The sequence below is a fragment of the Faecalimonas nexilis genome (assembly GCF_059731825.1).
Map to the genome: position 1 here is coordinate 3,674,640 of NZ_AP029189.1, position 11,402 is coordinate 3,686,041.

Here is an 11,402-nt window from a genome sequence, read left to right on the forward strand (position 1 = left end):
CCTTATGAATTATTTGTAACAGTCATAATGAGCTCGAATATACGTTCGAGTTCCTCGTCTGAGTAATATTCAATCTCAATTTTTCCTTTTCCCTTTTTTTTGGGATTTACATGAACCTTCGTTCCCATGACTGTTTTCATTTTCTCTTCTAAATCTTTATAAATAAAATCATTTTCAACGACTTTTTTTTCTTTTTCTTTCTTTGGATTTTTTAGTTCTTTAATGAGTTTTTCTGTCTCTCGTACGCTTAATTTTTCATCGAAAATTTTATTTGCAAGATTATATTGTTCTTCATGATTTTCAATTGCAAGCAAGGTTCTCGCATGTCCTGTGGAAATCATATCATCTACAATCATCTGTTGAACTCTTTCATCCAATTTTAGTAACCGCATAGAATTGGTAACTGTTGTTCTGCTTTTTGAAACACGCTCTGCCACTTCATCTTGTTTGAGTGAAAACTCTGTCAAAAGTCGCTTAAATGCCATTGCCTCTTCAATTGGATTCAGATTTTCTCTCTGTATATTTTCAATCAAAGCAATCTCAACTGCTTCTCTTTTCGTATATTCTTTAATAATTACCGGAATTTCTTTTATTCCAGCCATTTTTGCGGCTCTCCATCTTCTTTCGCCTGCAATAATTTCATAATAGTCATTTCTTTTTTGAACAATTAGAGGTTGTAAGACTCCAAATTGTTTGATGGAATCAGCAAGTTCCAATAATGAATCTTCTTCAAAATGTCTTCTTGGCTGCTCATGGTTTGGCTCTACTTTATTAATATTAACAAGCTGTTCGCCTTCTTTTTTTTCTTCTACTTCCGGCTTTTTCTTTTCAGTTGTTTTTACAGTCTTATGATCCGGAATCAGACTATCCAGCCCTTTTCCCAATCCTCCACGCTTTACTGCCATTATTTTTCTCCTTTATTAATTACCTCTTCTGCCAACAACATATAACTTTCTGCACCCGAGGATTTTGGATCATATAGATTAATTGGTAATCCATGACTCGGTGCTTCAGCAAGACGAATATTTCTAGGGATAATTGTTTTATAAATTGTCTGTTGCAAATTATCTTTTACGTTTTCAACTACCTGTAATGATAAATTAGTTCTGGCATCATACATTGTAAATACAACACCTTCTATTTTTAATTCTGGATTTAAACGTTCCTTTACCAAATCAATTGTATGTATTAATTGACTTAATCCTTCTAATGCATAATATTCACATTGAATAGGCACCAGTACACTATCAGCAGTAGTCATTGCATTAATCGTGAGCATACTTAATGAAGGTGGACAATCAATTACTATAAAATCATAATTTTTTTTGACTTTATCCACTTCTTTTCGAATAATAAATTCTTTTTCTTCTACTCCTATTAATTCAATCTCTGCAGCTGATAAATTTATATTTGTTGGCAACACATCAAGGTTTTCCAAAGCATCTTTACAAATAACCTTCTCAATACCAACTTGTCCAAGAATTAATTCATAAACAGTATATTCGACCTCATTTTTATCAATTCCCAGACCACTCGTCATATTTCCTTGTGGATCCATATCTATAGCTAATACTTTTTTCCCTAATGATGCCAAACATGAGGATAAATTGATTGCAGTTGTTGTCTTACCTACACCACCCTTTTGATTGGCTACAGCTATTATTCTTCCCATTTTTTCAGCTACCCCTTTCTGTCCTCAGATAATTATACCACCTTTTTAAATTATAATCTACACAAAATGTTTCACGTGCAAGCCAAACGCATGAATGTGCTCCTCAACCACACCATATACTAAATTCAAAAATTATAAAGACATAATCTTCTCTAAATGCTTTTCTGGATTTGTTCCAATCACATACCGTTTCTTTTTCATGCTTAACGGACGGCTTCCTACCTCTAAAATTTTTAACATATTCAAAGCCAGTTTTCTTATAATGTTCAGATTATAGGATGCCTGCTTTTCTAATGTGTGATTCCCATCTTCTCGAAAGGTTACATCTAAATGCCAATGATAGCTTTCTATCATCCAATGACCACGCACAGCTCGCTCTGCTTCTTCTATATTGGTCGACAGGCTGCTTATGAAATATCTTTCTTCTACTGTTGTACTGCCATCTGTCCCTGCTATTGTATTACGAGTCATGATAATGCTTTTTAATCCTGCCCATTCTTTCTTCCGGCTTAACCAGCTGATGTCTTCTGTCTGCCAGTATTCCCGTTTCTCAAGGTTCCCCCTGGCCTTTTCTATCCGGTTTTTATAAGCGCATTTCTCACGAAGTTCTTTATCTGCAAAATATTCCCTCACATCTTCCAGAAGACTCCCCTGGTTTGCCTTTAATGCCAGAACATAATCCGCACGCTTTTGGCGGATTTTCTTTACAATAGCCACCTGGGTTCCCATGGCATCTGTTGTTATGATTGTCCCTTTTATATTCAGATGGTCCAACAGTTCTGGGATTGCTTTGATCTCATTTGTTTTTTCTTCTACTCGTTTCTGTCCCAGGCAAAAGCCTCTTTCATCTACAGCACTGACAATATGATTCGGTCTCTGGTTCTTATTTCCGTTCCCTCTCTGGGTTTTTCCGTCAATCGCAAGCAGGCGCTTTACTTTCTCCCCCTCATCGCTGCTTAACATTTCATTCCACTTTTGCTGAAAACTTTCCAGAAATTCAGTGGGCACCATTGCAAAAACTCTTTGGAGTGTATCATGGAAAGGGATTCCATTTGGAAGTTCCAGATAATTTTGCAAAAAATCTTCATGTTCTTTTCCAAACATCTCAATCTCTACCCAATCATCTGCATTTGCAAGCGTAGCAAAAAATACAAGCAGGATAATATCCGCCATCTTATGCAAAACTTTCTTCTCCTGTCTTATGTCCATCACCGTACCTGCATAGTCTAAAATCTCTTTCATAGGAACACCCCATCCTTTTTTCTTTGATTATATCAAAAAATCCGGACAGGGTGTTCATAATTTATTCATTCATGCGTTTGTCGTGGTTTCACGTGAAACAAAAAATATTGTAGTTACTTTATACTGTACTGGACTAAAAATGTTTCACGTGAAACATTTACTCCATTGTTGTATTGATTTCCTTTGTGTAGTATAATAAAAGAAAAGTATTTATAAGAAAGGCAGGTGCTTTATGAACTGGAAAAAGAAACTCGCAACTTATGCTTCTTTAACTGTTTTGGCAACCTTTATCATCCACATTATCAATAAACTTATTTATTTTATGTCCACTATTGATAATTTGCTCGGCAGAAAAGAAGGTCTTTATTATGAATGGAGATTTGGAAAAATTTTCTATACAAAAGAGGGCACTGGCAAACCAATTTTATTAATTCACGATCTTTCAGCGTGCAGTTCAGAATACGAATGGAATCGAATTGTTTCTGATCTTTCTAAGAAAAATACTGTGTATACATTAGACCTGTTAGGATGTGGAAAATCTGATAAACCCAATTTCACCTACACAAACTTTTTATATGTGCAATTAGTCACGGACTTTATTAACAATGTTATTGGTGAAAAGGCAGATGTCATTGTTACTGGAAACTCTTGTTCTTTTGTATTAATGGCTTGCCATAACAATGATGAAATAATAGATAGAATACTATTGATTAATCCTCCTAGTATTTCCTCTATATCAAAAGTTCCTACAAAACGAACAAAAATGTTAAAATTTATTATTAACATTCCTTTTATTGGAACTCTTCTGTTTAATCTTCTGCATAGTAAAGATAGTATTGAACAAACTTTTATGACCGAATATTTCTACAATCCTCAATTTGTTGATGATGAAATAGTTAAGACTTACTGTGAATCAGCTCAGATTTCGAAAACGCAATCTAAATATTTATTTGCAAGTATTAAGGGAAAATATACAACTGCAAATATTACAGAATGTCTAACTCATATTGATAATAGTATTTTTATTTTAGTTGGAAGTGGAAACCCTACTTACAAAGAATATGCGCAACAATATCAGTCTTATACTCCCGCAATTGAAGTGCAAACGATTAAAAAAGCAAAATATTTGCCACAATTAGAGGTACCAGAAAAAGTCCTCGAACAGATAAAAATTCTATTTGAATTATAATTATTCATAAAAAATCAGCATATCATCTAAGATGATATGCTGATTTTTTATGCTATTGGCTCCTTTGCAGGTAATCCTGCTTTTCTCGGATATTTTTTTGGTGTGTTTTGATATTTTTTTATCTTTACAAAAGAACGACCAATTTCAGTTCCCGGAAGTTGAAACTTCACCACATCCTCAATTTTTCCACCAAGCACATGCACTGCTTTCTTTGCCCCAGTCACCTCTTCCTCAATTTCTCCAGACTTGTAGGGGATAAACATTCCACCAGTGTGGATATATGGCATGCAATACTCAGAAAGTGTGGATAAGTTTGCCACTGCTCTTGATACACAAAGATCAAATTGTTCCCGATACTCTCCCTGTTTTGCAAAATCTTCTGCTCTTCCGTGAATTGTTTCTATGTCAATCAATTCAAGTTCCTCAATTACTGTATTCAAAAATTTAATTCTTTTATTTAATGAGTCCAATAATACTACTTTCAGATGAGGAAATGCAATCTTTAACGGAATTCCCGGAAAACCAGCTCCCGTTCCAATATCAATTAAGTTATCCACACAATTCATGTCAATCGCCTTTGTTATCGACAAGCTATCCACAAAATGTTTTTCATTTACCTCTTCATATTCGGTAATACCAGTCAGATTCATGACCTTATTCCATTCCACCAAGAGTTCATAAAAAGAATCAAATTGACGTTTCTGCTCATCATTTAATACAATGCCAAGCTCTTTTAACTTATTCTCAAATATCTGACTCATTCACAACTACCTCGTTTCATTCTTTCCACTCAAATATACTAACAATACAGAAATATCTGCAGGTGATACTCCTGAAATTCTAGATGCCTGCCCGATGGACAAAGGACGATACTGCTTCAATTTTTGCACTGCCTCGATACGAAGACTCTTAATCACATCATAGTCAATATCTTCTGGAATTCTTTTCTTTTCCAACTTTTTAAACTGCTCTACTTGCTTTTGCTGTCTCTTAATATATCCATCATATTTAATATTGATATTTACTTGCTCTACAACTTCCTGACACAATTTATCTACATTTTCAGGATATTTTTCCGCACATTTTTGTACGATATTTCTTCTCTTATCAATCGGCTCTAATACTTCATAAGAAAGTTCTGGTCTGCGAATCAATTCTGCAAGTGTTGTTCCTGAGTTCAAAGGTGTACTTCCATATTTCACAAGTAAATCCTGTACTTCCTGTGCTGCACCGATATTTGTATGTTCTAATCGTTCTACCTCAGATACAATAATTCTTTCTTTTTCCAAAAGATACTCGTAACGCTCATCTGAAATCAATCCGATCTCATGTCCAATCTTTGTCAAACGCTGGTCTGCATTATCCTGACGGAGCAACAGACGATATTCCGCACGGGACGTCATCATACGGTAAGGCTCATGGCTCTCTTTTGTAACCAAATCATCAATCAAAACGCCGATATAAGCCTGCGAACGATCCAAGACGATCTGTTCCCTGCCTAAGATCTTTAAAGCCGCATTTATCCCCGCTACAAGCCCTTGTGCGGCAGCTTCCTCATATCCGGAACTTCCATTGAATTGTCCCCCACTGTACAAACCTCCAACATTCTTAAACTCTAATGTTGGATAAAGCTGTCTGGCATCGATACAGTCGTACTCAATCGCATATGCGTTTCTCACGATTTTTGCATGTTCAAGCCCCGGTACACTGCGGTACATAGCATACTGCACATCCTCCGGCAGCGAACTTGACATTCCTCCCACATACATCTCATTTGTATCCAAGCCTTCCGGCTCAATAAATACCTGATGCTTATTTTTATCCGCAAATTTCACTACCTTATCTTCAATAGATGGACAATATCTCGGTCCGGTTCCTTCTATCATACCTGAAAATAATGGAGAACGGTCTAAATTTGCCCGAATGATCTCATGTGTCTTTTCGTTTGTGTAAGTCAGCCAACAAGATGCCTGCTCAATCTGAACATCTTCCGGATTTGTCGTAAATGAAAACGGAACGACTCTCTCATCACCGAATTGTTCCTCCATCTTTGAAAAATCAATGGAATTTTTATCAATTCTTGCCGGTGTTCCTGTTTTAAAGCGATACATCTCGATTCCGAGTTTTTTCAAGGAATCTGTCAGATAAGTCGCTGCCTGAAGTCCGTTTGGTCCTGTCTCCTGACTGATTTCTCCATAAATACATCTCGCTTTCAAATACGTTCCTGTACACAAAATAACAGCTTTACATTTATAAACTGCTCCGGAGTAGGTCTGCACTCCCTCAATTTTTCCGTCTTTTGCAAGAATGTCTGTCACTTCCGCCTGTTTGATTTCAAGATTTTCCTGATTTTCCAAAACCATGCGCATCGTCTTGCTGTAATTTGCTTTATCTGCCTGTGCTCTCAACGAATGTACTGCCGGCCCCTTTGACTTATTTAACATTTTTGACTGGATAAATGTCTGATCGATCACTTTCCCCATCTCACCGCCGAGTGCGTCTACTTCCTTTACCAAATGTCCTTTCGAGCTTCCTCCGATATTTGGATTACAAGGCATCAAAGCAATACTATCCACACTCACTGTAAAAATAATTGTTTTTATCCCCAGTCGTGCACAGGCAAGCGCCGCTTCACAGCCTGCATGCCCTGCTCCGACTACAACTACATCATATTCATCTTTATTTTCCCATACAGAATTTACTGAATATTTCATTTACCAAATCTTCTCCTATCGTCTCGCCGGTAATGCTTCCAAGAGATTCGTACGCATCCAACAAATCAATGGAATAAAAATCCTCCGGCATATTATTTTCTATACTCATATTTACTTTTTCCAAACTGTCATAAGCATCCTGAATTGCCGCCTTATGACGAATATTTGTAATATAAACCTCATCATTAAAAGAAATATCTCCATGGAAAAACATATCCTTTAATGTCTGTTCCAACTCTTTGATTCCACTCTCTTCTTTTGCAGATATCTCAATCATCGGCTTTTCAATATATGATTTTAACATATCTTTTGATACAACAGTAGCAAGATCTGATTTATTTAATAAAATCACTGCCTTTTTATCCTGAATCATCTGAATGATCTCCATATCATTCTCATCCAGATTTCTAGATGCATCTACAACATAAATAATTAAATCAGCCTCATTCGCATGCTCTTTTGCTTTGTCCACACCGATTTTTTCCACTATATCCTCTGTATTGCGGATCCCTGCGGTATCCATGATATTCAGACTGATTCCCTGAAGCTGAATGGATTCCTCCAAAACATCTCTCGTTGTCCCTTCAATATCTGTCACAATCGCACGGTCTTCACCGACCAATACATTTAAAAGCGAGGACTTTCCTGCATTTGGTTTTCCGACAATAACCGTCTTAATCCCTTCTTTGATAATACGTCCATTGTCAGAACTTATCAACAATGCCTTCAGTTCTTCCAGTAGTTTATCCACAACCACCTTCAGTTCTCCACCATATCCATCCACACTGATATGCTCCGGATCATCTAAGGCAGTCTCAATAAATGCAGTGTGATACAAAATTTCCTCTCTTATTTTCTTTATCTTCTGATGAACCGTTCCTTTTAACTGGCTCACAGAACTCTTCAGTGCATACTCACTTTTGGAATGAATGACATCGATGACCGCCTCTGCCTGAGACAAATCCATTCTCCCATTCAAAAATGCACGCTTTGTAAATTCACCGGGCTCGGCAGGTCTCGCTCCATATTTGATCACAGTTTCCAAAATGCGTTTCATCACATAAACACCGCCATGACAATTGATCTCCACCGTATCTTCACCTGTAAAGCTATGTGGTCCCCGCATGATCATCACAAGCACTTCATCAATTGTCTCTTCACCATCTACAATATATCCATAATGTATTGTGTAACCTTTTTCTTCCTGAAAATATTTTTCTTTTTTTCCTTTATAAATCTTCTGGATAATTTCAAATGCTTCATCACCACTCATTCTGACAATTCCGATTCCTGAATTCGTCATAGCTGTCGCAATTGCTGCAATTGTATCTGTTTTCATACTTTTTCCTCCAAGTGTAACTAAGGACGGGGATGATATGATATCACCCCCGTCCCCAATTCACATTTATTTTCTTGCCAATGTCACTACTACTCTTCTATAAGGTTCTTCACCTTCACTGTGTGTAGACACATATTTATCCGCTTGAAGTGCTGAATGAATAATTCTTCTTTCATAAGGATTCATAGGCTCTAATGAAACAGGTTTCTTTGTTCTCTTTACTTTGTAAGCAATGTTTTTTGCAAGATTTTCTAATGTCTCTTTTCTTCTCTGACGATAATTTTCTGTATCTAGTTTGACACGCACATAACCATCCTGCATTTTATTCGCTACACGGTTTGTCAAATACTGAAGAGAATCTAAAGTCTGTCCACGTTTTCCGATGAGAATTCCCATATGCTCGCCCTGCATCTCGATACACAAAGCGCCATCCTGATCAATACTTGAAGTAATCTCAACTTCCATTCCCATTGTTTTTAAGACATCATGCAAGAATTTTTCACAAGCTTCTTTTGTACTTTCCTGTACTTCCGAAAGTTTTTCTTCTCTTCTCACAGGCTCTTTCACATGTTCTTTCTTAACATGCACTTCTTTTTTTACTTCTCTGTGTGATTCCACAGTTTCTTTTGCCTTTTCAATTTGTTGTTCCAACGAAGGTTTTACTTCTTCAACTTCTTCTCTTACTTCCTCAACAGGCTCTTCCACCACTTTTTTCCAAGCTCTGATCACAGCCTGTTTACTTCCGATTCCTAAAAAACCGGTACTTCCCTTTTCGATTACCTCATATTCTAGTTCACTGCTTGTAACTCCAAGCTGAATACTTGCCTCTGTAATTGCATCACTTACATTTTTTGCTGATACTCTAATCTCATTCATCTTAAACCCTCCTTGACATTCTTATCTTTCTAAAAATAAGAATTTTGGTTTAGCCTATTTTTTGTTTTTATTAAAATCACTTACCATATTTGCTTTCGATGCCAAACTTCCTGGTTTTGCATTTTGCTTATAAGAATCAATATTATTGCTGCTTGTTGTTTTTCTCTTCGGCTCATCAATGTTCTTCACATTTTTATGTGCCATCGCATTGATCTCTTTTCCAGAAACTGCATCTTTTTTCTCACGCTTCTTCGCAGCTTTTTTGATATTCTCTTCAATCAGCTCATCCATTGACTTCTTGCTTAAGAATTTATTGATTACAAGCTGCTGAATCGTTCTTACTACCGCACTGGCAATCCAGTAGATACCAAGACCTGCCGGCATTGAGAAACACATAAACACAGAAATCAACGGCATAACATTCATCATTGTCTTCATCTGCGCTGCCATCGGGTTATCATCATCATTTCCTGTTGATGTCGCCTGCTGCATCAGTTTTGCACTGATCCACTGTGAAAGTCCGGATAATACCGGAATTGCAAGCGCAACGATGATCAGACCGATAGAAAAGTTCTTTGTTGCTGTCATGAACATAGATCCCGGTGTCTCTGCAATATTGATTCCAAGAAATGTATTCAAATGTGTTAAACTGTTTTTTGTAGAATCAATTAAATTTGTCAAATCCGGAAATTTATCTGCAAGTGTATCCCAGGTTCCCGGTCTGAATTTGTATAATACGTCAACGAGTGTATTTGCTTTGCTATAATCATATGTTTCAGGATTGATCATGATCGGACTTGCTTTTCCGATCCCTTCCATGATTTTCTGGTAACCGTCTGTCGCCATAATCTGGTTGACCAAAGGCATGTATGCATCTTTAATACTTGTTACATATGCTGGAATATTTTGAATAACCGGCCATAATGCAAACAAAATAGGAAACTGAATCAGTGAACCAAGACACCCGCCAGTCGGTGATGTCCCATATTTTTCATAAACCAGCTTCGTCTCTTCCTGCATCTTCATCATAGATGCCTGATCTTTTTTATTTTTATATTTTTTCTGAATTTTCTGAATCTCCGGATTCATAACAGCCGACATTCTTGAAAATTTCTGCTGCTTAATCGTCATCGGAATCATCAATGTATAGACAATTACTGTAAATATAATGATACTAAGACCAATATTCTCAATACCAATATAACTCAACGCATTGAAAATTCCATTCATGATAAATCCGAGCAGTTTTGCAATACTTCCAATAATAAAAGTATTAGACTGCGTCAATACAATACCCATATTTTTCTCCTCCAAATGTTATTCTTAAGGCACCGGATCATATCCGCCTTTTGAAAATGGATTACAACGTAAAATTCTCCACACTGTAAGCAGTCCACCCTTTAATGCACCGTATTTTTCAATTGCTTCCAGTCCATACTGGGAACAAGTCGGAAAATATTTGCAGCAACTTGCTGTTTTCAGTCCGGATAAATATTTTCTATAAAACTTAATGAGTCCTATAAATATTCTTTTCAATTTTTACATCTCCAAATGTGAATCTATAATATTATGAAGTTTTCCCAAATGAATCAGTGCACTCTCTATCTCTTTATATGTTCTACCTTTTGCACCTGCTCTCGCAATAATAACAATATCCAATCCATTCTGGAATTTATCTTCTTGTAGTCTATAACTCTCTCTGATCAATCTTGTCAGCCTGTGTCTTACCACACTATTGCCAACCTTTTTACTCACTGAAATGCCCAAGCGATTTCTTTCACTCTGATTCTGATAAATATACATCACCAGATACTTATTAGCATAAGACTGTCCTTTTCTATAAACAATCTGAAAGTCTTTATTTTTTTTCAATGATTCGGAAAAATGCATTCTTCTCTCTCCACTTTTTACATAGAAGAAAAGGCCACATATATGCGGCCTACGCTGATAACTGTTTTCTTCCTTTTGCTCTTCTAGCTGCTAAAACTTTTCTTCCACCAGCTGTGCTCATTCTTGCTCTAAATCCATGAACTTTTGATCTAGATCTCTTTTTTGGTTGGAATGTCATTTTCATTGATATCCACCTCCTTGACTCAAACCTATATATAATTAATATAAGTACATATTTTTTTAGACATCGCACTTAATTATAGTCAATAAATCCCTCTACGTCAAGGGATTCTGGATATTTTTTTGAACTTAATACACATCTTAATTTTCTCACTCTTTCATCCCCAAAGTTTTCCACAAGTTTTCCACATTTTGTGGATAACTTGTGGATTTCCTGTGGATAAGCTGTTAATTTAAAATTTATTTTTCTGCTTTTCAACGATTTTTCCTTATTTTTCGCTGTTTAAAAAGTTTTCCACA

13 protein-coding genes are annotated in these 11,402 nt (G+C 36.3%); 1 reads left to right on the forward strand and 12 read right to left on the reverse strand.

Annotation, left to right across the window (positions count from 1 at the left end; all coding sequences use genetic code 11):
• Positions 1–2: 2 nt before the first annotated feature.
• The 3 genes from AC6I5B_RS18270 to AC6I5B_RS18280 form a co-directional block, all read right to left on the reverse strand.
• Positions 3–905, reverse strand: a complete 903-nt coding sequence (locus AC6I5B_RS18270) for a ParB/RepB/Spo0J family partition protein (protein ID WP_004613273.1) — start codon at positions 903–905, stop codon at positions 3–5.
• Positions 905–1,672: a ParA family protein gene (locus tag AC6I5B_RS18275; RefSeq protein WP_004613274.1), complete on the reverse strand. Its 768-nt coding sequence runs from the start codon at positions 1,670–1,672 to the stop codon at positions 905–907. The genes AC6I5B_RS18270 and AC6I5B_RS18275 overlap by 1 nt, the downstream gene beginning before the upstream one ends.
• 132 nt (positions 1,673–1,804) lie before the next feature.
• A complete protein-coding gene (locus tag AC6I5B_RS18280; RefSeq protein ID WP_497773521.1) occupies positions 1,805–2,914 on the reverse strand; it encodes an ISAs1 family transposase in 1,110 nt (369 codons plus the stop codon).
• Positions 2,915–3,146: 232 nt separating this feature from the next.
• Here AC6I5B_RS18280 and AC6I5B_RS18285 point away from each other — a divergent pair, with 232 nt between their 5' ends.
• Positions 3,147–4,103, forward strand: a complete 957-nt coding sequence (locus tag AC6I5B_RS18285; protein ID WP_004613275.1) for an alpha/beta fold hydrolase — start codon at positions 3,147–3,149, stop codon at positions 4,101–4,103.
• 47 nt (positions 4,104–4,150) lie between these two features.
• On the opposite strand, the gene rsmG is transcribed toward AC6I5B_RS18285, so the two are convergent.
• The 9 genes from rsmG to AC6I5B_RS18330 all read right to left on the reverse strand — a co-directional run bounded on the left by rsmG (position 4,151) and on the right by AC6I5B_RS18330 (position 11,361).
• Entirely contained in the window at positions 4,151–4,864 is a 714-nt protein-coding gene (gene rsmG / locus AC6I5B_RS18290) for a 16S rRNA (guanine(527)-N(7))-methyltransferase RsmG (RefSeq protein WP_004613276.1), read from the reverse strand.
• A 6-nt stretch (positions 4,865–4,870) separates the two neighbouring features.
• The gene (gene mnmG, locus AC6I5B_RS18295) at positions 4,871–6,817 is read right to left on the reverse strand and encodes a tRNA uridine-5-carboxymethylaminomethyl(34) synthesis enzyme MnmG (protein WP_004613277.1); all 1,947 of its coding nucleotides are present in this window, start codon (positions 6,815–6,817) and stop codon (positions 4,871–4,873) included.
• Entirely contained in the window at positions 6,783–8,156 is a 1,374-nt protein-coding gene (mnmE, locus tag AC6I5B_RS18300) for a tRNA uridine-5-carboxymethylaminomethyl(34) synthesis GTPase MnmE (RefSeq protein WP_004613278.1), read from the reverse strand. The genes mnmG and mnmE overlap by 35 nt, the downstream gene beginning before the upstream one ends.
• A 66-nt stretch (positions 8,157–8,222) precedes the next feature.
• On the reverse strand, positions 8,223–9,032 hold the full coding sequence (gene jag, locus AC6I5B_RS18305) for an RNA-binding cell elongation regulator Jag/EloR (protein ID WP_004615696.1): 810 nt from the start codon (positions 9,030–9,032) through the stop codon (positions 8,223–8,225).
• Between the two features lie 54 nt (positions 9,033–9,086).
• The gene (locus tag AC6I5B_RS18310; protein ID WP_156554948.1) at positions 9,087–10,331 is read right to left on the reverse strand and encodes a YidC/Oxa1 family membrane protein insertase; all 1,245 of its coding nucleotides are present in this window, start codon (positions 10,329–10,331) and stop codon (positions 9,087–9,089) included.
• A gap of 24 nt (positions 10,332–10,355) precedes the next feature.
• Positions 10,356–10,568, reverse strand: a complete 213-nt coding sequence (gene yidD, locus AC6I5B_RS18315; RefSeq protein WP_004613281.1) for a membrane protein insertion efficiency factor YidD — start codon at positions 10,566–10,568, stop codon at positions 10,356–10,358.
• 3 nt (positions 10,569–10,571) lie between these two features.
• Positions 10,572–10,922 (reverse strand): ribonuclease P protein component, encoded by a 351-nt coding sequence (gene rnpA / locus AC6I5B_RS18320; protein WP_004613282.1) that lies wholly within the window; start codon positions 10,920–10,922, stop codon positions 10,572–10,574.
• A 49-nt stretch (positions 10,923–10,971) separates the two neighbouring features.
• A complete protein-coding gene (rpmH, locus tag AC6I5B_RS18325) occupies positions 10,972–11,106 on the reverse strand; it encodes a 50S ribosomal protein L34 (protein WP_004613283.1) in 135 nt (44 codons plus the stop codon).
• A gap of 69 nt (positions 11,107–11,175) precedes the next feature.
• Positions 11,176–11,361 (reverse strand): hypothetical protein, encoded by a 186-nt coding sequence (locus AC6I5B_RS18330; protein WP_004613284.1) that lies wholly within the window; start codon positions 11,359–11,361, stop codon positions 11,176–11,178.
• Between the last annotated feature and the right edge of the window lie 41 nt (positions 11,362–11,402).